This window comes from Bacteroidales bacterium, from assembly GCA_013314715.1.
GTDB lineage: Bacteria > Bacteroidota > Bacteroidia > Bacteroidales > GWA2-32-17 > Ch61.
This window is the reverse complement of the sequence record JABUFC010000028.1, coordinates 1-23,955: the sequence shown is the minus strand read 5'-3', so window position 1 is coordinate 23,955 and position 23,955 is coordinate 1. Positions and strand designations below refer to the sequence as shown.

Genomic DNA, 23,955 nt, shown 5'->3' with positions numbered 1-23,955 from the left:
GTAACATCAATTTTATGAAGAATTTAAGAGAAATATTCAAGTCAGAAAACCTTGACAAACTTCCAAACTACTTTTGGGAAAATAATAATAAAATTTGTTATTATCCATCAAGTGGATATGACTTCAGGCATATTTTCTATTGGGATTATTATTGTGAAAAAGAAAACATAGAATTCCCTAAAATTTTCATTCATACTGATTTTACTTGTCTTGATTGGAACCCTTTTCCGAAAGAAATGATGGGATTATACAGTTTTGTTTACGATAAACTCGAAAAAGAAGGAAAACCTTTGCCGCATCCACTTCTCTATAACGGATATATTTTGGATGAATTTGGGGGTGGAAATTCTGTTGTGATAAAAAATTGGACGGAATTATTTCTTAAAAATGATGTATTTTATCCAAACCATGCCCTTTTTCACTTCTCTCATCTAATTCAAAAAAATACACATAAGGTTTTTGCTATCCAATGTCAATTAATTAATCTTGAAAGAGATGTTTATAGTTTAAAGAGTGGAACTTCAATTTATTCATTATCAGGAATAAAGTATACTGTAATAAATCCCAAAGATAAACAAAATCATAATAAATTTCGTGTTGCTAATGAAGAAGGTAAAGAATGGAATTCTAATTATAACTCATTTATTTTTCCGACAGCCAAACAGTTTATAATACTTTTGTTTACAATGGAAAATTCAAATTTCTTCTACGATGTATTGCTTGAAAATAACATTAAGATTGATTTCTTGACACATGTTAATGATGGTGGAGCAAGTTTTGGCGGGAGTAGAACTAAAATGGATTTTATATACCTTTACTCCGAAAACTTAGGACTTACGAATATGTTAATAGATTCTACACTTGAAGAAAAGCAGAATCATTTTAGAGAGTGGGAGCATCATTACTATTTCAATCCAAAATCTAATCGTGAACCATTAATTAGAAAAACTCCCGAAATAAATTTAAATAACTGGTCAATGGCAAAAGTTTATTTTCCTGAATCCACAGGCATTTATATTAAAGGAAAGTGGGACACAGGACATTATAATTGGAATTATTCGAACTTTGATAAAGAACCAGATTCAATGAATGAAGCACGCAAAAAATGTATGAAAATAAGAGAAAACGGATATTATGTTGACGAATATTATCACTATAAAAGAAAATGAAAACTCATGCTAAAGCAGCTACTCCAAAGTTTCGGTTTAGTGATTAAATCAAGCTGAGTGTTACTATCAAACTTTTGTGCTGCTTGACAGTAAAGGGTTCCGAAATCGCCAGCTGCGACAACATGCAAACCGTCAGACTGTCAAAAAACATTTATTAACAAATACATATAATTTATTAACTATCATCAAAATAACTTTATTTGTTGATTAGCTTAATATCAGCTATTTTTACTTTATATTGACCCCAGATTAAGCATTTTAAATGCATAATCTGGGGTCAATCGTTATTGAAATTGAAATTTTAATGTACCTTTACAACAAATTTTAAAGCCATGCAATTAAACGAACTTACAGCCATCACGCCCATTGATGGACGCTATCGAAAGCAAGTTTCTTTTTTGGCAGAGTATTTTAGCGAATTTGCACTAATTAAATATCGCTTATATGTCGAAATTCAATATTTTATTGCACTATGTAAAATGCCGTTGCCACAGCTTGTTTCTTTCGATAGTGCAAACTATACTGTGTTGATGTCGTGGTTCGATAATTTTTCGCTCGACGATGCTCAACGTATCAAAGATATTGAAAAAATAACCAACCACGATGTTAAAGCGGTAGAATATTTCTTAAAAGAAAAATTCGATGCTGCTGGCTTATCGCAATACAAAGAATTTATCCATTTTGGTCTCACCTCACAGGATATAAACAACACGGCAATTCCATTATTATTAAAAAAAGCGATGCAGCAGCACTATTTTTCTACGGTAGATAATTTGGTCGATACCATGGTGAATTTAGCCGAAGAATGGAAAGATATTCCCATGTTGGCACATACCCACGGACAGCCTGCCTCGCCAACACGCTTGGGTAAGGAGTTGATGGTTTTTGTTGAACGCCTGCATAAGCAAATAGGAATGTTGTATATTATACCTTATGCTGCTAAATTTGGTGGTGCTACTGGCAATTTCAATGCTCATTATGCCGCTTATCCGCAAATAAAATGGGACGAATTTGCTAATGCCTTTGTAAATCATATACTCGAACTCGAACGCTCACAAACCACCACTCAAATTGAGCATTACGATTATTTGGCAGCACTTTTCGATAATATTAAACGCATCAACACTATTTTAATTGACCTCTGCCGCGATATTTGGACGTATATTTCGATGAATTATTTTAAGCAGAAAATCAACGAAAACGAAGTAGGGTCGTCGGCTATGCCACACAAAGTAAATCCCATCGATTTCGAAAATGCCGAAGGCAATTTGATGCTTGCCAATGCCTTGTTCGAGTTTTTAAGTGCTAAGCTACCTATATCGAGGCTTCAACGAGATTTGACCGATTCTACAGTTTTGCGTAATATAGGAAATCCCATTGCCCACTCGCTTTTAGCATATAAAAGTATTTTGAAAGGGTTGAATAAATTAATGGTCAACAAGTCGGCTATTGACAATGATTTGAATAATAATTGGATGGTAATAGCTGAGGGAATACAAACAATATTAAGACGTGAGGGCGTTGAAGGTGCATACGAGGCATTAAAGAAATTGACCCGTACTCATAAAACCGTTACAAAAGAAGATATACATGCATTTATCGAAGAGCTTAATGTTTCTGAATCAGTAAAAAGAGAATTAAAGCTTTTAAGTCCTTTTAATTATACTGGGAAGCAATAAATATGAAGAAATTTGTTAAATTATTATCATATGTAAAACCTTATTGGGGAAAAGCCATATTAAATGGAGTATTTAACATTTTAGGCTCTATATCGAGTTTATTTAGCCTAACGATGGTTATTCCTTTTTTGGGTATATTATTCGGAACGCAAGAAGCTGTTTACGATGCAGTCCCTTTTGAGTTTTCAATAAACAGTATTCAGCATAATTTTAATTATTTTTTAACACAGCAAATAGAAAACAATGGCCCAACTTCGGCCTTACTTATTGTGAGTCTTATTGTTATTATTACCTCTTTGCTTAAAAATATGTTTATTTTTCTTGCCAATTATTTTATGGCTCCTATTCGTAATGGGGTTATTCAAGATATTCGAAATAAATTATATGCAAAAATTTTGCAACTACCATTATCGTTCTTTTCGAATGAACGAAAGGGTGATATTATAACCCGAATGTCTAATGATGTGCAAGAAATAGAGTGGAGCATTATGAGTTCTATTGAAATGATATTTCGCGATCCGCTTACCATTCTAATTTATTTGGTTACACTTTTTTTTATGAGTTATCAGCTTACGTTGTTTGCATTAATATTATTGCCCATAACGGGTATTGTAATTGGTAGAGTGGGCAAAGTGCTTCGTAAACAATCTAACCAAGGACAGCGTAGAATAGGCGGTATTATTAGTGTTGTAGAAGAAACTTTATCGGGAATTCGAATTATTAAAGGCTTTAATGCCGAAGATAAAATGAATCAGCGTTTTAAAAACATGAATCATTTTTATACTCAACTAATGATTAAGTTATTTCGTCGTCGTTATTTAGCTTCGCCATTAAGCGAGTTCCTTGGAACGGTTGTTTTAGTCTCGTTAATGTATTTTGGTGGTACTTTAGTACTCAATCACAAAGCAGAACTTTCGTCGCAAGAATTTATAGCATATCTTGTTATTTTTTCGCAAATAATAAACCCAGCCAAGGCATTTTCGCAAGCATATTACAACATTCAAAAGGGAATGGCGTCGCTCGATAGGATTGAGCAAATAATGGCTGCCGATATTAAAATATATGAAGATCCTCAAGCTGTTGCTATAACTGATTTTAATCATTCCATCGAGTTTAAAAATGTGAGTTTTAAGTATGAAAATGAGTATGTGCTTAAAAATGTTTCGTTTACGATTGAAAAAGGAAAAATGGTCGCTTTGGTTGGTCCTTCTGGTGCAGGTAAGTCGACCATTGCAGACTTAATACCTCGTTTTTTTGATACCACTGAAGGAGAAATTTTAATCGATGGAATTCCTATTAAAAATGTTAAAATTAAAAATTTGCGTGCATTGATGGGGATTGTAACTCAACAGCCGGTTTTATTTAATGATACTATTTTTCGCAATATAGCTTTTGGTGTTAACGAGGTTACCGAAAAGCAAGTGCTCGAAGCGGCCAAAGTTGCTAATGCTTATGATTTTATTATGGAATATCCTAATCATGTATATACCAATATAGGCGATAGCGGCGATAAATTATCAGGTGGACAAAAGCAACGAATTAGTATTGCAAGGGCAGTATTAAAAAATCCACCCATTCTTATCCTCGATGAAGCCACTTCATCGCTCGATACAGAATCGGAACGTTTAGTGCAAGATGCATTGACAAAATTAATGAAAAACCGCACTTCGTTAGTTATTGCTCATCGTTTATCAACCATAGTTAACGCCGATTTAATTTTAGTAATTAACAAAGGACAAGTTATAGAGCAAGGAACCCACGAAGAATTGTTGGCAAAAAATGGACTCTACAAAAAATTGCATGATATACAAAATCAACACATAATGTTATAATATGAAGCTTTATCTTTTATTTGTTTTATTTTTTCAATCTTGCACATCTTCGTTTATAATTACTAAAGCTACATCGCAATATTGGTGTGTAAAAGAGAAAAACATTGAGGGCATAAATTATCATATTTTATTAAAAACAAAAGCTTCGTATGTTAATGTAACTTTTGATAGCTTAACTGTAAATAATGCATCTATAAAAGATTTTAGTTATTCTGTAATAGGTAAATCGATTAACGAACAGAAATTTAACCAAGGCGATACCATTATTGTTAGCTTTAATAAGATAGGCGAAAAGCACCTTGAGCCAATTCGTATATACTATCGTTACAAGCAACGACCTAAATCTATTTTAATTAGCAATATCAAGGAATTGCAATCTTTGTGTCCATAGTTATCAATGGTATAAAAAATGTGTACTTTTGTAAAAAAAATTGATATGAAAAATTTTTTGTGTTTACTATTTTTTGTGTTTCTTTTTTGTTCACTTACATATACATATGCTCAGGAAGTTAAAAAATCAAGCGAAATAGAGGTTGTTCAAGGAAAAAAATATTATATCCACGAAGTTCAGAAGAGCGAAACCCTTTATAGCATTTCAAAAACCTATGAAGTGAGTGTCGATGCTATTGCTTACGAAAATCCCGATGTTTTAAATGGGTTAAAGCCAGGACAAAAAATAAGAATACCTATACAAGCAACTCCCTATAAAACAAAAGAATATGAAATTCAGAAGGGCGAAACGCTTTATGGTATTGCTAAGAAAAATAATACAACGATTGAAGAGTTAGTTCAAATAAACCCAGAAGTTTCAAATGGCATAAAACCAGGTCAAAAAATTCAAATTCCTGTTCGTAATATTACTTCTGCCGATTACAAAAATGATAAACCACAAGTTGCAGTAAATCCATCTGTTCAAAATAATACAGAAGTTCAAAATGCTAAACACAAAGTTCAAAAAGGCGAAACTATTTATGGTATATGCAAACAATATAATATCACGCAAGAAACGTTATACGCATTAAATCCAGAATTAAAAACTACAGGTCTAAAAATTGGGCAAGAAATCATAATTAAAAAAGAAATGAAAAATGCTATTGAACAAAATACCAAACAAACCGTTGCTGAAGAACAAAAAAATACTATAAAACAAGAAACAACAACACTTGCTAATATTGACACTAGTTTTAATAAAACTAAACCTAATACAGTTAAAATTTCTGATTGTAAACAACAGCAAACATCTCCGTTAAAAAATGTAAAAGTGGCTTTATTTATCCCACTTATGGGCGATGAGGCACTTATTGACGAAGAAGATGCTTCTACCGATCCAAATTTTAAATTAGCACCTAAACCTTTTATTGAATTTTACGAAGGTTTTTTAATGGCACTCGACTCTATTCGCCGTCAGGGGTTGAGCGTTGAACTTATTCAATATGAAGTTAAACGTGATTCTGCAAAAATTAAGCTATTATTAAATGATAAAAACTTGCAAGATGTCCAACTTATTATTGGTCCTTTTTACGATAACATTTTTAATGATGTGGCTGAGTGGGCACATGCTCGACATATAGCTGTTATAAATCCTATCTCTTCTACTAATAAGGCGTTATTTAATTTTGATAATGTAATACAACTTAATACTACTCTAAACTCACAGTTATCGCAAGTTACTAAATATTTAGCTGCTTTTGATTCACTAAACATCGTAATTGTTCATGGTAACGCAAATGATGAATTGCAAATAGTTAATATATATAAAAAGCAGTATTTAGATGTATTTAATAATAATTTTGGCTCTAAAAGTCCATCGCTAAAAGATGTAAATTATTCGCAGGGAGGAATTGATGCTGTTGAAAAAGCACTCGATAAACGTAAAATAAATATTATCATTTTGCCATCATCATCACAAGTTTTTGTAATCAATGCCATTACCAAATTAAATGATCTTACGCGTAATTATAAGCTTATTTTATCGTATATGCCTACATGGAAAAAGTTTGAACAAAATTTCGAGTTAGAGCATTTATTTAATTTACATTCGCATGCATTTCAGCCTTTTTATGTTGATTATTCCAATCCACAGGTTAAAAATTTTGTGCTTAGTTATAGAGATTTATATAAAATTGAACCAACTAAGTTTAGTTTTTTAGGTTATGATTGTAGTTTATACTTTCTTTCATTACTTCAAAAATATGGATCTCAGTTTTTTTATTGTATAAACCATACAGATGTTTCAACTTTATCGTCAAAATTTTATTTCGAAAAAATAGGAGAGAAAGGAGGTTACGAAAATAAAGGAATTTTTATTATTCGATACGATGATGTTCAAAATGAAATGGTTTTAACCAATATTGTGACTAATAAGTTTCTAATGCCTTTATCGATTCCTCCTATTGAAGTAAGAAAAGTAAATGTTTTAAACAAACCATAGCTAATTAATAGCCTAAATGCTTTAACATAGATATGGCGCTTTGTTCTTTTGCAAAAAGTTTGGTGTAATATTCTCCATTTTCATCTTTATTAATAATAATGTGTTTGGGTGCAGGAATAAGGCAATGTTGAATACCTCCGTAACCTCCTAAAGTGTCTTGATAGGCACCGGTATGGAAAAAGCCAATATATAATGGATTTTCTGCGTCAAATTTAGGAAGGTATATAGCATTTACATGGGCTTCTTCGCTGTAGTAATCTTGACTATCGCATGTCAAACCTCCTAAGAATACACGTTCATAAGGTTCATCCCAACGATTGATAGCAAGTAATATAAATCGTTGATTCATAGCCCATATATCTGGCATGTTGGTCATAAAAGAACTATCAATCATGTTCCATAATTCGCGGTCGTTTTGCTTCTTTTGATCTAAAATTGAATATAAAACAGCACCACTTTCGCCTACTGTAAATGAACCAAATTCAGTAAAAATATTGGGTTCGGGTACATCGGCTTGGTTACATAATGTTTTTATTTGGCTCACTATTTCTTCTATCATATACTCGTAATCGTAGCTAAAAGCTAATGAATTCTTAATAGGTAAGCCCCCCCCAATGTTTATGCTATCAAGTTCAGGACATATCTTTTTTAATTCAATGTAAATATTTACAGATTTATGTAATTCGCTCCAATAATAGGAAGTGTCTTTTATGCCTGTATTAATAAAGAAGTGTAACATTTTAAGTTCGAACTTCTTATTGTTCTTAATTCGTTGTTTATAAAAATCTATTATATCGTTATATCGAAAACCAAGTCGCGATGTATAAAACTGAAAGCTTGGTTCTTCTTCGGATGCAATACGAATACCTAATTTCGCTTTAACTTTTACATTTTTTTCGTAATACGAAAGTTCGTTCATATTGTCGAGTACCGGTATTGTATTGTGAAAGCCACCATTAATAAATTCACATATATATTGCATGTACAAGGGCTTTTTAAAACCATTGCATATAATGTAATTATCGGTAGTAATTTTACCATTTTCGTACAAGCGGTCTAAAATTGGAAAATCGAAAGCTGAGGAAGTTTCAATATGTATATCGTTTTTAAGTGCTTCGTCTAATACAAATTCAAAATATGAACTTTTGGTACAATAGCAATAAAAATAGTCTCCGTTGTAATCGGTTTTAGCAAATGCAACGTTAAACATTCGCTTTGCTCTTTGTATTTGTTCAGAAATTTTGGGTAAATATGATATTTTTAAAGGTGTTCCGTATTGTTTTATAATATCCATTAGAGGAATATCATGGAAGTGTAACTCTCCGTCTATAACTTCAAAACCAGCTTGTGGCCAATCAAATGTTTGTTCAATTAAATCATAATACCTTGTTTTCATTTTTCAAATCTAAGTTAGTTAAGTTATTTAATTAATATACAATCTAATTAACTTAGTTAAATAGATTTTTGCAAAACTAATTCATTTTTCTTTTCATTTTTATCTTTATATGAATTTTTTTGATGTTTTTTGGGGCATCACCAACAAAATTTTTAAGTTGCTAATTTAGACTAAATATTAGTGATTTTAAATTTAAGATTTATTAATTTTGTGTTATGAATTTTGAGTTGCATTCATCATTTCAACCAACTGGCGATCAGCCCTATGCTATTGATCAATTGGTCAATGGTTTAAAAGCGAATACGAAGTTTCAAACATTATTAGGAGTTACAGGGTCGGGTAAGACATTTACTATTGCTAATGTTTTGTCAAAAGTTAACCGACCTACATTAGTGTTAAGTCATAATAAAACCTTAGCCGCTCAATTGTATAGTGAGTTTAAGCAATTTTTTCCAAAAAATAAGGTTGAATATTTTGTATCGTATTACGATTATTATCAACCCGAAGCATATATCCCTGCTACAGATACTTATATCGAAAAAGATTTATCTATCAATGATGAAATTGAAAAATTACGCTTATCGGCGACATCTGCATTGTTGTCAGGACGTCGTGATGTCATTGTTGTTTCATCGGTAAGTTGTATATATGGTATCGGAAATCCTGATGATTTTTATGAGAATGTAATTCATATTAAACGTTATCAGAAGATTGCACGTGATACACTTTTACGAAAATTAGTCGATTCGCTTTATTCAAGAAGCGAAGTCGAATTTAAACGCGGTAACTTTAGGGTGAAAGGTGAAACCGTTGATGTGTTTTTAGCATATGGAGATGAGGCATTGCGAGTAATATTTTGGGGCGATACCATTGAAGAAATTTATACCATCGATCCTGAAACGGGTAGAACCATAGAGGAATATCAAGAATACCCAATATACCCAGCAAATATTTTTGTTACCTCAAAAAGTAGGCTTCACAAAGCAATTGAGCAAATTCAAAATGACTTAATATTACAAATCGATTTTTTTAAGCGAAACAATCGTTTAATAGAAGCTAAAAGATTAGAAGAACGCGTTACCTTCGATTTAGAAATGATTAAAGAACTTGGTTATTGTTCTGGTATTGAAAATTATTCTCGCTATTTTGATGGACGCCAACCAGGGAGTAGGCCTTTCTGTTTACTCGATTACTTTCCGAAAGATTTTATTACCATTATTGATGAAAGCCATGTAACGCTTCCACAACTTAGGGGCATGTATGGTGGTGACCGGAGTCGTAAAGATAATTTGGTCGAATATGGTTTTCGTTTGCCAGCTGCTAAAGATAACCGCCCTTTGCGATACGAGGAATTTATGTCGTTGGTCAATCAGGTAATTTTTGTAAGTGCTACACCAGCCGAAGAAGAACTAAAATTAAGTGGAGGAATTATTGTTGAGCAAGTGGTTCGTCCTACCGGTATTCTTGACCCCATTATCGAAGTTCGCCCCAGTCAGTATCAGATAGACGATTTACTGAAAGAGATACGAGAACGTGTTAGTAAAAAGCAACGTGTACTTGTAACTACTCTTACTAAACGTATGGCAGAAGAACTCAACAAATATTTGCTTGATTTGAATATTAAGTGCAGTTATATTCATTCAGATGTAGATACCTTAAAACGTATTGAGATAATGGATGGCTTGCGAAATGGTCAATTCGATGTCTTGGTGGGAGTAAACCTTTTGCGTGAAGGCTTAGATTTGCCCGAAGTAAGTTTAGTGGCAATTTTAGATGCAGATAAAGAAGGGTTCTTACGTTCAGAACGTTCGTTAACTCAAACAGCGGGGAGAGCTGCACGACACCTTGAGGGTAAAGTAATTATGTATGCCGATAAAATAACGGACTCAATGCGTAAAACCATTGACGAAACGCAACGTAGAAGAGAAAAACAAATGAAATACAATATCGAAAATAATATCACTCCGAAACAAATAATTAAAACAACTAAATCGTTAGCTACAGAGCGAAAATCCGAAGCAGAATATACCATTGAAAATGATAATTCGTTAGCTGCCGATCCGGTAAGCCAGTATATGAACGCAAAACAATTGGAAAAGGCGATTAAGGAATGTCAACGCAAGATGCTGGATGCTGCAAAAAATCTCGATTTTATGGAGGCTGCTATGTACAGAGACGAAATGTTTCGCCTTCAAAAGTTATTGAAAGAAAAACAGTGATACAAAATAATAATAAATATTGAAGTATTGGATTTATATTCCAATTGAAAACATCTTATGCAAAAAGAATTATTTCTGCTAACTTTGCACATAAAATATTTAATTTATGGAATCTGCTAAGATAAGGACTGCTTTTATTGAATTTTTTAAACAAAAACAACATCAATTTGTTCCATCTTCGCCTATTGTGGTAAAAAACGACCCAACCTTGATGTTTACCAATGCTGGTATGAACCAGTTTAAAGATATTTTTTTAGGAAATAAACAACCTGAATATTTACGTGTTGCTAATTCGCAAAAATGTTTAAGGGTCTCGGGTAAACACAACGATTTGGAAGAAGTAGGACATGATACTTATCATCATACAATGTTCGAGATGTTGGGTAACTGGTCGTTTGGCGATTATTTTAAAAAAGAGGCTATTGCTTGGGCTTGGGAATTTCTTACCGAAGTTTTAAAAATTGATAAATCGCGATTATACGTTACCGTTTTCGAAGGTTCTGCCGATGAAGGTTTAGAAGCCGATACCGAAGCATACCATTATTGGAAACAATGGATTGACGCTAGCCGTATTTTAATGGGGTCACGTAAAGATAATTTCTGGGAAATGGGAGAGACAGGACCTTGTGGACCTTGTTCTGAGATTCATATCGATTTGAGAGATGAGCATGAAATAGCCAAAATTCCTGGCGATCAATTGGTAAATAAAGGACATTCGTTGGTAATCGAAATATGGAATTTGGTATTTATTCAATTTAATCGCAAAGCCGATGGTAATCTAGAACCATTGCCCAATAAACATGTCGATACGGGTATGGGTTTTGAACGTTTATGTATGGTTATGCAGGGAAAAAAATCTAATTACGACACCGATGTATTTCAACCTATTATTCAGCAAATAGCCCAAATGGCAAATGTCCCTTATGGAAACAATAATACAACAGATGTGGCAATGAGAGTTGTTGCCGATCATTTAAGGGCAATATCTTTTGCCATTGCCGATGGACAGTTGCCTTCTAATACGGGTGCTGGTTATGTTATTAGGCGAATATTGCGAAGGGCAATACGTTACGGATATACCTATTTACATTTCGATGAGCCATTTATATATAAACTTGTTAGTTTGTTAGTAAATCAAATGGGTGGTTATTTCGAAGAATTGAAAAAGCAGCAAACGCTCATTGAAAAAGTCATTATGGAAGAAGAAAATTCTTTTCTACGAACCCTCGAAACGGGTATAAAACGTTTTGAAGCTTATATCGATAAAGAAAAAAAATTATTACAAACTAAACCTATACTTTCTGGTGAATTTGCATTTGAATTGTACGATACATATGGTTTCCCTATCGATTTAACTCAAATATTAGCTCGTGAAAATGGTTTAGAAGTTGATTTAGAAAAATTCAATGTTTGTTTAAACGAACAGAAAGAACGCTCACGAAAAGCTGCTCAAGTAGATGCCTCTGACTGGGTTGAGCTAATACAAGGCGAAGATAGCATTTTTGTTGGCTATGATACTATGTGTATTGATACACAAATTATAAAATATCGAAAAGTAGAACAAAAAGGTAAAGTACAATATCATTTGGTACTTGCCCAAACTCCATTTTATGCAGAAAGCGGTGGGCAAGTAGGCGATTGTGGATGGTTGATTAACGGGAACGAAAAAATAAATATTTTAAACACGATAAAAGAAAATCGTTTAAGTATTCATATTTGCAATCAATTGCCGTCTAACCCTCATGCTGTTTATACTGCGCAGGTTGATGAAGAAAAGCGAAAGTTGACCGAGCGAAATCACTCAGCCACGCATTTGTTACATGAAGCCCTGCGTCAGGTGTTGGGAAATCATGTTGAGCAGCGTGGTTCGCTGGTAAATGCCGAATACCTGCGTTTCGACTTTTCGCATATGCAAAAAATGAGTGACGAAGAAATCGAAAAAGTTGAGAATTTAGTTAATGAACGTATATGGAATGCTATTGATTTACAAGAATATAGAAGTATTCCAATTGAAGAAGCGAAGAAAATGGGAGCAATGGCTTTATTTGGTGAAAAATATGGTAACGAAGTGAGAGTGGTAAAATTTGGTTCGTCTATAGAGCTTTGCGGTGGAACCCATGTTAAAAATACTGCAACTATAGGTTTATTTAAAATTATTTCTGAATCGGCCATTGCAGCTGGAATAAGAAGAATAGAAGCGGTTACTAATGTAGAGGCTTGGAAATGGTTAAACCAATCCGTTAAAGACTTGAAGCAGGTAAAAGCCCTGTTTAATAATCCTAAAGATGTTATCAAATCTGTTGAACAACTTTTTAATACTAACAAGGAGTTGCAAAAAAAGTATGACGATTTATTACGCGAAAAAATAAAGTCTTTATTGGTTGAATTACGTTTAAAAAAAGTAATGATTAATAACCATAATGTTATTGCTCAACAAGTAGATGTTCCTTCAACTGATGTATTGCGCGATTTGATATTCCAATTAAAAAACGATAATCAAACAGTCGTTTTTCTTTATTCTGTAAGCAATGGAAAACCCTTTTTAGCTCTTGGTTTGAGTGACGATTTAGTACAAAATTCTAAATATAATGCATCACAATGGATAAAAGAATTGGCAAAAGAAATACAAGGTGGTGGTGGAGGGCAACCCTTTTATGCTACAGCAGGAGGCAGTAATTTGAATGGTTTACAAAAAATAAATGAAAAATTATTTTCGTTGTTGAGCAAATGATAGCACTCAATAAAGTATCATTTAGTTACGGAGCTCAAGATATTTTTAATCAAATATCTTTTCTTATTCGCGAGAAAGATAAGATTGGGTTAATAGGCAGAAATGGAGCGGGTAAAACCACTTTATTTGAGCTAATTTTAGGACATTTAACCCCTCAAGAAGGAATTATTTCACGCCCAAAAGAAATCACTTTTGGTTATCTACCCCAATATATACCAGCAAGCGATACTACTACTCTGTGGTTCGAAGTAAAAACTGCTTTTAGCGAAATTGTAACTTTACAAGAGCGTCTTGAAAATTTACATGATCAAATAGAAAAAGTGCAGAACAATGAAAAAGATTTAAATAAAATTTTAGACGAAATTCATTTGTTGAATGATAGATTACATTATTTAAGCGCACATACCATAGAGGAGCAGATGGAACAGGTATTGTTGGGTTTAGGTTTTCGTCGTGCAGATTTTAACCGTCCTACTCAGGAATTTAGTGGAGGATGGAGAATGCGAATTGAACTTGCAAAAATATTATTGCAGAAACCCAAAGTGCTTTTGCTTGATGAGCCAACCAATCACCTTGATATTGAATCGATACAATGGCTCGAAGATTATTTAACCATATATGATGGAGCGGTGGTTATTGTTTCGCACGACACAGCTTTTTTAAATCATGTTACTAAGCGTACTATTGAAATTGTTAATGGGCGAATCTTTGATTATGATATGCCTTATTCTGCATTTGTAGAATTTAGACAGAATCAAATAGAACTACAAAAACAAGCCTATGCAAATCAGCAAAAAGAAATAGAACAAACCGAGCGTTTTATTGAACGATTTAGATATAAAGCGACAAAGGCCAATCAGGTTCAAGCACGAATAAAACAACTCGAAAAGATTGAAAAAATTGAAATTGACGAAGTTGATAATAAAAATATTAATATTGTTTTTCCGCCTGCACTTCATTGTGGTACAGTAGTATTCGAATTAAAAGGTTTAACAAAAAATTATGGCAACCATCAAGTACTAAACGATATCGATTTTACCATTGAAAGAGGTCAGAAAATAGCTTTAGTAGGAAAAAATGGTGAAGGCAAAACAACTTTAGTTAAAATAATTACTCAACAAATAGAAGCTCAGGGAATAGTAAAACAAGGCTATCAGGTTAAAATTGGCTATTATGCTCAAAATCAAGATGAAGTACTCGATCTAAATAAAACTGTTATACAAACCATTGAAGATATTGCACCTATTGATATTAGACCAAAAATTCGTAATATATTGGGTTATTTTTTGTTTAGCAACGATGATGTATACAAACGAGTAAGTGTATTATCGGGTGGCGAACGTGCACGTTTATTATTAGCTAAACTTTTATTAGAACCTGTTAATTTTTTAGTACTCGACGAGCCTACCAATCATTTAGATGTATCTTCAAAAGAAATTTTAAAGAAGGCAATCAAACAATACGATGGCACAGTGCTGATTGTATCGCACGATAGAGATTTTTTAGATGGGCTAACTGATAAAATTGTTGAAATTAGTAACGGAAAACTTAAGCAATATGATGGAGATATATGGGAATTTCTGAAAAAAAAGAAAGCCGAAAATTTACAACTTTTGTTTAATCGTAATGTTAATAATTATGCTATTGAAAAGACTTTAGAAAAGAAAAGTAATCAGCAAAACTATTTAGAAAAAAAAGAATTTGATAAACGCATCAGAAAATTAGAAAATCAAATTGAAAAAACTGAGAAAGAAATAGCAGAGTTAGAAGTTAAAATTAAAGAAGCCGAAGATTTAATTGCAAAAGCTGATGAAAGCATAATGTCTGATTATACATGGTTTGAGAAATACGAAAAAATGAAAAATGACTTAAATTTACTATATGAACAATGGGATTTATGGAGCGAAGAATTAGGATTGTTGCTAAATGAAAAGAAAACAAATTAAAAGTTATGAATCCTCATCGTATAGATTTTGAAAACTATCACTTAATTCCGCTTAAGGAAGAAATGATTGAACAATATGCAAATGAAGTAATGCGTTTATACGGAAATGAGGAAATAGTTCGATATAGTGGTTTTTCTATTATTAAGAATACAAAAGAAGCTAAACAATTATTAAGCAAATATTGTACAAAAGCCGATTTTTATATTTGGTTTTTGCTTTTGGGTGAAAAATATATAGGTGATATTTCTCTTACAGTCGATTTATATCATCAGTTTGCATCGGTAGGATGCTTTTTAGATAGTAAGTATTGGGGTAGAGGCATAATGACTAAAGCTCTAAAAGAGTTATTGTTTTACGCTTATGCAGAAGAGGGCTTGCATCGAATTGAAGCGCAGATTCATCAAAATAACGATCGTAGCATTCGCTTTTTTGAAAAATTTGGATTTGTTTACGAAGCTACTTTAAAAGAAAATTTTTTTGTAAATGGAACGTTTTATGATAGTAAACTTTATCGAATGTTGTTCGATGAATATATGAATCAATATGGCAAAATGGATTTTTAATATTGTATTATTATTGCTAATTACTTTAGCTGTTAAAGCTCAAGATGAATCAAGGCCTGAAGCATCAATTATACGCGAAATTAGTACTGATAATAAAATAATTTCGTATTTAGAAATACGCGATTCTGCTATAGCTGTTTTAGATTTACTTAAAGAAAAGTGGGGTGAAACCGAAGAAATAAATGGAAAACTAACATGGAATAATGTAACCATAGATAGCATTGAAGCTAAAATTCGTGTGGAATTATATCATGGTTTTTTTAAAAATGGAAATTTTAAGGTATGTGTAATATCAAAAAATGAAAAAATAGATGAGAAACGTGTATTGCGATTACGTTTTTTGCAAAAAGATAATGATTTACTTTCTTCGATGCAGACTTCACAGACTTTAAAAAATTATTTTAACCGTTTATTAGAAGAGGTATCTGAAGAAGTGAAAGAAGATAACGAAGTTGAGTAGTTTTTTATGGGTTTACCCAGCGTATCGTAGTTTTGTTCAAATATTAATTTTCCATTTTCGTAGTACATTTCAGTTTTTAGCTTTCCATTTGGATAGAAATAGTACCAGTTGCCATTTTCTTTATCGTTAATGTATAAACCTTTAGATAATAAACGACCTTTTTCGTTCCATTCTTGCCAAAGTCCATTTTTTTTGCCTTTAGAATAATTAATAACCTCTCTTTTTTGACCATTGGGATACCATGCTGTCCATGTTCCGTTTTCTAATCCATTACAAAAATTAATTTCTATCCAAAGTTTCCCGTTTTCGTAGTACCAGTTCCATTTACCTACTTTTAGACCTTTTTCATATTGGCCTTTTTCTTTAAGGTTCCCGTTTTCGTGCCATATTTTCCACTCTCCATGTTCAAGACCTCCTTTGTAATTTCGAATAGTGCCTATTTGTCCATTAGGATACCAACCTTTAAATAATCCTTCTTTAAGCCCATTTACATATGTTCCTTCAAATTCTAATTTACCATTACTCCACCAAATTTGGGCTTTGCCAAATCGTTTGCCATTTTTATAATTGTATTCGGAATAAATATTTCCAAGTGAATCGTAATCTTTAGTAATGCCGTTAAAAGGTTTTTTTGTGTTTTTATAGTAATAAATACCTTTTATATATACTAAATCTTTTTCTGATGCTGTAAACATATTGCATTTTACCGCCATAATCATGATAATTAGTAAAGTAAGGTATTTATTTATTTTTTTCTGCATATTGCAATGCCTTTTCAATGGTTTCTAGTGAATCTTTTTCAAAATCAATTACAATTTGTGAAAGGTTATCTGGAATATGGTTTTGATTGATATCGATCTGTAGTTGTTTTAATAGTGTTGCCCATCTGTGCATGCCAAATATTGAAACAGTAGATTTAGCCTTATGAGCAATAGCTGCTACTTGTTTATAATTTTTATTTTGAATAGCTTCGTTAAGTTGTTGTATAAATTCGGGAAGTTGCTCTTTAAATATTTGAATAAATTCAAGCATAATGGTATAATCGCCACCACTCACTTCGTTTAAATATGAAAAATCGGGTATTTCTTTCATTGATTTTTTTTGTAAATATATGATTATTTGTTTAAGTAAAAAATGATTTTTTCAAATAATTCATTAGGATTAAATGGTTTAGAAATGTAATCGTTCATGCCTATAGCCAGACATTTTTCTTTTTCTCCTTGTATAACAGCTGCAGTAAGTGCAATAATGGGTATTTTTTGCTTGTCATTGGTAAAATTGTTTCGAATAAAATGAGTGGTTTCGTAGCCGTCCATTTCTGGCATGTGTAAATCCATTAGTATTAAATTTACGTTGTGGTTTTGTAATAATTCAATGGCTTCTTTTCCGTTGTTGGCAATAAGTATATTTTTGAAGTTTTGTTTTATTAAAAGTGTTTTTATTAGAAATTGATTAAGCTGATTATCTTCTGCGACTAAGATAATTGCATTTTGAAAAATAGATATATCGATGTTTTTAATTAGGGAATATTCTGCTTTTGCTTGAATTTCGGTTAAAGTAGGAGGGTTTGTTTTTTCTAATGGAATGTAAAAGTAAAAACAAGTTCCCTGATTAACTTCGCTATCGAACCAAATTTTACCATTTTGCAATTCTACTAATTGTTTGGCAATGGTAAGTCCCAAACCCGTTCCTCCAAATTTGCGGGTGGTGTCGTTTGAGGCTTGAGTAAAACTGTCGAAAATGCTTTCTTTTCTATCGGCGGGAATACCGATTCCTGTATCGCTTACTTTAAATAATAATTCAAAAATATTGTCGTTAACTTGTTGTTTGAGTTCAACGTGGAGTTCGATGCTTCCTTGTAGGGTAAATTTTACGGCATTTCCAACTAAATTGATGAGAATTTGGTTTAAACGTACCTGATCGCCAAGCCAAAATACAGGTAATTGGGGATCTTTTTTTATATTAAATGTTAATCCTTTTTCAAGAATTTTAGGTTCAAACATTTTTTGAATATTATCGAGTGTATCATTAAGGTTGAAGCGATGTTTTTCGAAAATAATTTTACCACTTTCAATTTTTGAAATATCGAGAATATCGTTAATAATAACAAGTAAATTGTTGCTTGATAGATGGATGTGGTTTAAATATTCTTTTTGTTCATCAGATAATTTGGTGTTTTGAAGCATGTTTATCATACCAATAATGGCATTCATAGGTGTTCTAATTTCGTGACTCATATTTGCTAAGAATTGTTGTTTGGTGTTTGCTAGTTTAATTGCTTCGTCTTTAGCTTTAATAAGTTCACGATTTTGTAACTCAATGGTTTGAAGTAAATGGTTAAAAATATCTATGAGTTGTCCAACTTCGTCGTTGCCTCGTTTGTTGATTCGCATCGAGAAATCGCGACTTTGAGCAATCTTTTTTACGATAGAAGATAATCTTAAAATAGGTTGTGATATTATTTTTTGAAGTTGTGTTGCTATAATAAAAGCAAAAAACAATAGAAAAACAGCAATGATTAAATTGATGGAAATGATTTGCTTAAATTGGTTATAATAGTCGGTTAATTCGCGACTTATGTATAAATAGCCAATAATTTTATTGTTTTCGCTTTGATCGACAATAGGTTTAATTAAAATAAATGTGGAATCGGATTGTAAAATGGTATCTTTTGAGGTTTTAATAGGATTAATGTAATGAAAAAATTTCTTTTTTTCGACTTCGGCAAATGTTTTTAATTGTGAGGTATAAATGGCAGTTTTAGTAATATAAGGATTCGTATTGAGTGATTGTAAAACCTTTGTGGCTTCTAATGGGTCGTTAAATAGGAGGGTTGCAACGGAATTATTGGCAATAATATCGCCCGTAATGTTTAATTCTCTGATAGTACTTAGCTGAAAATCGCGTTTATCGAAAATAATATAGATAATTGTTCCAACAAATTGTGTTAGAAACGAAACCAGCAATATAACTGCAATGATCTTATACTTAAATGATATGTTTTTAAAACTTATTTTCGACATCGTTCACAATTCTAGCTAATGCTAATAATTTAGAGCTTATAATAAGATTAGAACGTTGAGCAGCATTAGGGTTTATTTCAAAGCGTTTATGATCGTTTTGAGGAGTAAAATTAATGATTCCGCCATTTTCACAAAAATCTTCAATATTGTCCCCTACGCTTAGAATAGGTTTATTGTTTATATATTCTAAAAACATTAAAATTTGATTGCGAGTAGTTTTTGAAAAAAAAACGATTTGACAGTTTTGAATATCTTCGATTTGGTTAATACTAATAGCAATTACGTTTCTACCATTTATGTTTTTACCTTTAATAATATTTTGTAATACATCTAAAAAAGCATCATTTCCGTAAACGCCAATAATAAATGGGTCTCGAGTTGAATTAAAGGTTGAAGGTGGGTAGGTAATGAATTTGGCAAAATTAAATAAATAAGCAGATTTTAATTCATATTCGGTGTATTGTTGTGCTTTTGTTGCATAACTTAAGAGGATGAAGTTAATGAATAATATGAATTTATAAATTTTCATTTTTATTCTTTAACTTTAATTTCGAATAATTTTATTTCAGTTCTTCGATGAAGTGTAAGGTCTTCGTCGGTTTCGTTTCCTACTTCTCCTTTTCCGTTAATTATTATTCTTCGAGGTGAGATTTGATTGTTAACAAAAAAGTTAGCCACAGCACTTGCTCTTTTTCTTGATAATTCTAAGTTTTTTTGATTGTCACCCTTGGGGTCTGCGTATCCATTAAGCTCAATACCAATATCAGGATTGGCTAAAATAAGTTGAACAATATCTTTTAATGTGTTTATATATTTATTTTCAATATTATTTTTGCCAGACTTGAAAAATATATAGTTTATGTATATGTATTTTTTGCAACTGTCAGGACAATTTCTGAAATCGGGTTCTTTTTTTACTGGTTTAAATATGCTATCGTTTTTAATTTGAACTACGGATGGAGTTTTTATTTCGAGAGGTTTTATGGTGTTAATTGCCGGAAGGGTGTATAATGTATCATTGCCGATAATAATTTTTGACATTTTTTGTTCGTTAAGTTGAGTTCCGTAAAAAAATATTTTATTGGTTACATCATTATAGATAGCATTGGCGTCTAATAGTTGAAGGGTAGTAGAGTCTGTTTTTTCGATAGCTGTTTCCACTAGGTCGAGTAATTTATTGTAACGATTTTTTGTTAAATATTCTTTGTTTATAGAAGTGTCTTTGGTAAGTGTTTTTTCTACTTGTTCAATGGTTAAACTATCGGTAGTGGTAATAATATTTTCTACCAGTTTAAGAAGCTCGTCAACGTGTTTTTGGCGTTTTTGTTGTTCTATAGTAAGAATGCTATCGGATATATCGGTTTTATATATATCATAAAAGGTGTTAGATATTCTAATTTCTTGACCAATAGCTGTATCGTTTTTGCTTACTTTAACTTGTTTTAAAAAAATTTCTTGATATAGTTCATAAAAATAGGTTTGATTTGGGATGTATATATTGACGAGTTGAGGCAAATAATTTTCGGCTTCGATAATCATATCGTAGTTTTTATTTGGAGGGAATATCATTAAGTATTTACCTGTTTTTGGATTAGGATTGTAAACATACTTGATTAATTGATTGGTTTCTTTGTCAATAACTCTTATACGTGCTTTAATTGGCTTGGGAGGGTCTCCACCGCGTATAACACCTTTTACCATTGTTAAAGGAATTGTTTTATGAAGAATAGCAATATAAATATCATATTTATTATCATTGCTGTATGAAGTAAAATAGGCATTATTTCCATCGGCAGTAATTACAAAGCCCACATTATCGGTTGGGGTGTTTATTGGAAATCCGATATTGGTAGGGTATTCCCATTCGTTTTTATTGATATTATGTGAGTAAAAAATGTCGTAGCCGCCAATACTGTTATGTCCTTTAGATGAAAAATAAAGTGTTTTTGAATCTGGGTGTATAAAAGGTGCATCTTCGTCTAATTCTGTATTTATTGATGGTCCAAGATTTTCAATTACAGACCATTCGTTATGGTCGTCCATAATGGCTCTATATAAATCTTTGCCACCGTAACCTCCGGGTCTATTGCTTGAAAAATAATAAGTACGTCCATCAGGGCTAACACTTATGGTGGTTTCTGCATAGGGTGAGTTAATGATATCGGGGAGCTTAATAAGAGGACCGAGTGAACCGTTATTTATTTTACAAGCATATATATCGGCATTGTTTTCATCTCCAATTGCAAAGAATAGGGTTTCGCCATCGGGCGATATACCGGCTAATGACACGGAGGCTTTTAATTGACTGTTTTCAAAATTAATTTTTTTTATGTCAAATGTTTGTTCGTTTGTTTTAGTGGCTAAGTAAATCTCTTTTGCAGTTTCAAATTCAATACCTGCGTTTTTTTTATAAAAAGTTCGGGTGAAATAAAGTTGATTTTCATCGGCTGAAATAAATGGGGTTGTTTCGCTATTTTCTGTATTGATATTTTTTTCAAGTCGTATAAGGTCAATATTATTGGCAACAGTTTGCAATTGTTTCGCATTTTGACAATTTTTAATTAAATAATTGGCTTTATTTAATAAAATATCGGTTTTGGGAGCTCGATCGATAAATTTTTTGAGCATTTCAATGGCTTCGTCGAACTGATAGTTTAAATGGTAAAGAGTTGCTAAATCGTAAAATACAACACTTGGCAAAAGTGCTTCGCCTTTTTTAATCGCAAATTCTAAATAGGGGATTCCTTGAGTTTTGTCTTGAGATGAATTCAAATAACAGGCTCCGATATAATATTTAGTTTCAAAATTATTAGGCTCTAAACTGTCTAATTTGAGATAATATGGGAGTGCTTTGTCGAATTGTTCGTTGTCGAAATAATTTTGAGCCATTTTTTGTAGTTTCTTTTTGCTTTGTGGCATGTTTTGAGAAAGAATTAGTAGTGAATCTGTCAAGAGCGACATTACAAATATAATGAATATAGTATGTTTAAGTTTAAGTATCACTCTAAAAATAGATTTGCATGTTTTACGTATATTTTGTATTTAGGTTATTCTTTTTCGTCGTTTAAAAATTCAATTGCTTTTTCGTTTCTAACATCGGTAGTAGGCTTACCTCGATAGAGGCTTATTTCGCCAGTAACACAAATTTTTTTGTTTAGTAAATAACTTGCTGGCTCGTAGCTAAAGTTAGGAATGTTATTTTGCCAAATGGTAAATGAAAAAAGATTGTTAGGGAATCGTTGGTCTAAGTTAACAACTACGCCTTTGTTATCTTTTAAAACACGAGTAACGACAACAGTACCACAAACTGTGGCTTTTTGGTTTACATATTTTTCTGCTTCAACAGTATTAATAGCACCTTTAGGTAGCTCTTCTGCTTCCAATGGTTTAACATTGCCCTTTGTTTCTTTTGATTGCCATAGAGTAACATCGTTCATTGCTTCTAATCGATTTTCGAGTGTATCGGGTAGTAAATAGAAAAAGTCTATACCGGTTTTTTTTTCAATGCTATCAATAGGAATGGTGTATGATATAATAGGTTTAGTATTGGTTCCATTGAGCATATAGAAAGCTATGGCTTGTGCAGGCTTAGTTTCTAAGTCAACTGCTATTTTATAAAAGTAGGGAGGTACTTTTATTTTTTTCTTTATTCCTATGCTTTTTTTGATGGTATCGTTAAGGAGTCCACCTGTAATTACAAAAATAGGGTGCCCCGAATAAATTACATATTGACGAAGAAAATCTTCGACTTGTGACCATTTACCACGATTAAATTCAGGTTTTTGAGGTGACATATTCGAATAATAATACGATTCGCTTAACGCTTTTCTTGACCATCGGAAATCGGCAGATGGGGCTAAGTGTCCGCGGTCATAGCCCGAATTAAAATAATCGATTTTATCGGGTGTACCAACAGAAATAAGGCTGTCTTGTCTAAAATCGTTGGTTCTGGTTTCGATACCAGTGGCAATATCGGGCAAAATCATATGAGCCACCCATTTCGATTGTCCATATTTTTCGATATAAAATAAAGCCATGGCAGAATGGTAAACCAAAAAACCTTCTTCGGTTATTTTAGGTATGGCATATTTTTTTAATTGCTCTTGAATCCATTTGTGTTTATATACTTCGAGCTGTTTATAATAATCGATTTGACTATCACTTAATAGTTTTATTCTTTTTTCAATATTCTTAATTTTATTTTCTGTATCAGATTGTGAGAATAAACTACCAAATGTAATGCATGCAAGCAAAATGGTCAATAGTTTAATGATTTTCATATTTTATGATATTTTTTAAAGCATAAAAATACTAAATAATCGTATATCTTTGTGAATAAAAAAATGCTTTTCTGAAATTGTTTGAAATACCTAAAAATAGAGTCCTTTGCAAGGCTATTAACATGCAAATATGTGATTGTTAATAACTTATTGATGTTTTTATTTAAAATTCCAGAAATAATGGTTATTTTAGCGTTATGAAATTAGAAAAATCAGGAAATATGAC

17 protein-coding genes are annotated in these 23,955 nt (G+C 32.0%); 10 read left to right on the top strand and 7 right to left on the bottom strand.

Going from position 1 to position 23,955, the window contains the following annotated elements; all coding sequences use genetic code 11:
• Positions 1-14 precede the first annotated feature (14 nt).
• The 5 genes from HPY79_07900 (at position 15) to HPY79_07880 (ending at position 7,111) form a co-directional block, all read left to right on the top strand.
• Entirely contained in the window at positions 15-1,169 is a 1,155-nt protein-coding gene (locus HPY79_07900; GenBank protein ID NSW45719.1) for a hypothetical protein, read from the top strand.
• A 332-nt stretch (positions 1,170-1,501) separates the two neighbouring features.
• Positions 1,502-2,848: an adenylosuccinate lyase gene (purB, locus tag HPY79_07895; GenBank protein ID NSW45718.1), complete on the top strand. Its 1,347-nt coding sequence runs from the start codon at positions 1,502-1,504 to the stop codon at positions 2,846-2,848.
• Positions 2,849-2,850: 2 nt separating this feature from the next.
• A complete protein-coding gene (locus HPY79_07890; protein ID NSW45717.1) occupies positions 2,851-4,680 on the top strand; it encodes an ATP-binding cassette domain-containing protein in 1,830 nt (609 codons plus the stop codon).
• 1 nt (position 4,681) lies between these two features.
• Positions 4,682-5,071, top strand: a complete 390-nt coding sequence (locus HPY79_07885) for a hypothetical protein (GenBank protein NSW45716.1) — start codon at positions 4,682-4,684, stop codon at positions 5,069-5,071.
• Between the two features lie 45 nt (positions 5,072-5,116).
• A complete protein-coding gene (locus HPY79_07880) occupies positions 5,117-7,111 on the top strand; it encodes a LysM peptidoglycan-binding domain-containing protein (protein ID NSW45715.1) in 1,995 nt (664 codons plus the stop codon).
• Between the two features lie 4 nt (positions 7,112-7,115).
• Here the strand turns inward: HPY79_07880 and HPY79_07875 are convergent, their stop codons facing one another.
• Positions 7,116-8,507: an arginine decarboxylase gene (locus HPY79_07875; protein ID NSW45714.1), complete on the bottom strand. Its 1,392-nt coding sequence runs from the start codon at positions 8,505-8,507 to the stop codon at positions 7,116-7,118.
• Between the two features lie 215 nt (positions 8,508-8,722).
• Here HPY79_07875 and uvrB point away from each other — a divergent pair, with 215 nt between their 5' ends.
• The 5 genes from uvrB to HPY79_07850 all read left to right on the top strand — a co-directional run bounded on the left by uvrB (position 8,723) and on the right by HPY79_07850 (position 16,426).
• Positions 8,723-10,726, top strand: a complete 2,004-nt coding sequence (gene uvrB, locus HPY79_07870; GenBank protein ID NSW45713.1) for an excinuclease ABC subunit UvrB — start codon at positions 8,723-8,725, stop codon at positions 10,724-10,726.
• 106 nt (positions 10,727-10,832) lie between these two features.
• Positions 10,833-13,457 (top strand): alanine--tRNA ligase, encoded by a 2,625-nt coding sequence (gene alaS / locus HPY79_07865; protein NSW45712.1) that lies wholly within the window; start codon positions 10,833-10,835, stop codon positions 13,455-13,457.
• Complete coding sequence (locus HPY79_07860) at positions 13,454-15,403, top strand: ABC-F family ATP-binding cassette domain-containing protein (GenBank protein ID NSW45711.1); 1,950 nt, start codon at positions 13,454-13,456, stop codon at positions 15,401-15,403. Before alaS ends, HPY79_07860 begins: the two co-directional genes overlap by 4 nt.
• Positions 15,404-15,408: 5 nt before the next feature.
• Positions 15,409-15,966, top strand: a complete 558-nt coding sequence (locus HPY79_07855) for a GNAT family N-acetyltransferase (protein NSW45710.1) — start codon at positions 15,409-15,411, stop codon at positions 15,964-15,966.
• Positions 15,947-16,426, top strand: a complete 480-nt coding sequence (locus tag HPY79_07850; protein NSW45709.1) for a hypothetical protein — start codon at positions 15,947-15,949, stop codon at positions 16,424-16,426. Before HPY79_07855 ends, HPY79_07850 begins: the two co-directional genes overlap by 20 nt.
• Here the strand turns inward: HPY79_07850 and HPY79_07845 are convergent.
• The 6 genes from HPY79_07845 to HPY79_07820 all read right to left on the bottom strand — a co-directional run bounded on the left by HPY79_07845 (position 16,363) and on the right by HPY79_07820 (position 23,729).
• The gene (locus tag HPY79_07845) at positions 16,363-17,121 is read right to left on the bottom strand and encodes a toxin-antitoxin system YwqK family antitoxin (protein ID NSW45708.1); all 759 of its coding nucleotides are present in this window, start codon (positions 17,119-17,121) and stop codon (positions 16,363-16,365) included. The genes HPY79_07850 and HPY79_07845 overlap by 64 nt on opposite strands.
• A gap of 46 nt (positions 17,122-17,167) precedes the next feature.
• Positions 17,168-17,518 (bottom strand): Hpt domain-containing protein, encoded by a 351-nt coding sequence (locus HPY79_07840; GenBank protein NSW45707.1) that lies wholly within the window; start codon positions 17,516-17,518, stop codon positions 17,168-17,170.
• Between the two features lie 23 nt (positions 17,519-17,541).
• Positions 17,542-19,449 (bottom strand): response regulator, encoded by a 1,908-nt coding sequence (locus tag HPY79_07835; protein NSW45706.1) that lies wholly within the window; start codon positions 19,447-19,449, stop codon positions 17,542-17,544.
• Positions 19,430-19,978, bottom strand: a complete 549-nt coding sequence (locus tag HPY79_07830) for a YfiR family protein (protein ID NSW45705.1) — start codon at positions 19,976-19,978, stop codon at positions 19,430-19,432. The genes HPY79_07835 and HPY79_07830 overlap by 20 nt, the downstream gene beginning before the upstream one ends.
• Positions 19,979-19,980: 2 nt before the next feature.
• Complete coding sequence (locus HPY79_07825; protein ID NSW45704.1) at positions 19,981-22,368, bottom strand: PD40 domain-containing protein; 2,388 nt, start codon at positions 22,366-22,368, stop codon at positions 19,981-19,983.
• A 128-nt stretch (positions 22,369-22,496) separates the two neighbouring features.
• Entirely contained in the window at positions 22,497-23,729 is a 1,233-nt protein-coding gene (locus HPY79_07820; GenBank protein NSW45703.1) for a DNA/RNA non-specific endonuclease, read from the bottom strand.
• Positions 23,730-23,955: the final 226 nt, after the last annotated feature.

Bases quoted from the DNA above. Each gene is read 5' to 3' on its own strand.
- purB (NSW45718.1), top strand. From the start codon at position 1,502: ATGCAATTAAACGAACTTACAGCCATCACGCCCATTGATGGACGCTAT.
- alaS (NSW45712.1), top strand. From the start codon at position 10,833: ATGGAATCTGCTAAGATAAGGACTGCTTTTATTGAATTTTTTAAACAA.
- HPY79_07850 (NSW45709.1), top strand. From the start codon at position 15,947: ATGGCAAAATGGATTTTTAATATTGTATTATTATTGCTAATTACTTTA.
- HPY79_07890 (NSW45717.1), top strand. From the start codon at position 2,851: ATGAAGAAATTTGTTAAATTATTATCATATGTAAAACCTTATTGGGGA.
- HPY79_07860 (NSW45711.1), top strand. From the start codon at position 13,454: ATGATAGCACTCAATAAAGTATCATTTAGTTACGGAGCTCAAGATATT.
- HPY79_07845 (NSW45708.1), bottom strand. From the start codon at position 17,121: ATGTTTACAGCATCAGAAAAAGATTTAGTATATATAAAAGGTATTTAT.
- HPY79_07900 (NSW45719.1), top strand. From the start codon at position 15: ATGAAGAATTTAAGAGAAATATTCAAGTCAGAAAACCTTGACAAACTT.
- HPY79_07880 (NSW45715.1), top strand. From the start codon at position 5,117: ATGAAAAATTTTTTGTGTTTACTATTTTTTGTGTTTCTTTTTTGTTCA.
- HPY79_07855 (NSW45710.1), top strand. From the start codon at position 15,409: ATGAATCCTCATCGTATAGATTTTGAAAACTATCACTTAATTCCGCTT.
- HPY79_07875 (NSW45714.1), bottom strand. From the start codon at position 8,507: ATGAAAACAAGGTATTATGATTTAATTGAACAAACATTTGATTGGCCA.
- HPY79_07825 (NSW45704.1), bottom strand. From the start codon at position 22,368: ATGCCACAAAGCAAAAAGAAACTACAAAAAATGGCTCAAAATTATTTC.
- uvrB (NSW45713.1), top strand. From the start codon at position 8,723: ATGAATTTTGAGTTGCATTCATCATTTCAACCAACTGGCGATCAGCCC.
- HPY79_07835 (NSW45706.1), bottom strand. From the start codon at position 19,449: ATGTCGAAAATAAGTTTTAAAAACATATCATTTAAGTATAAGATCATT.
- HPY79_07820 (NSW45703.1), bottom strand. From the start codon at position 23,729: ATGAAAATCATTAAACTATTGACCATTTTGCTTGCATGCATTACATTT.
- HPY79_07830 (NSW45705.1), bottom strand. From the start codon at position 19,978: ATGAAAATTTATAAATTCATATTATTCATTAACTTCATCCTCTTAAGT.
- HPY79_07885 (NSW45716.1), top strand. From the start codon at position 4,682: ATGAAGCTTTATCTTTTATTTGTTTTATTTTTTCAATCTTGCACATCT.
- HPY79_07840 (NSW45707.1), bottom strand. From the start codon at position 17,518: ATGAAAGAAATACCCGATTTTTCATATTTAAACGAAGTGAGTGGTGGC.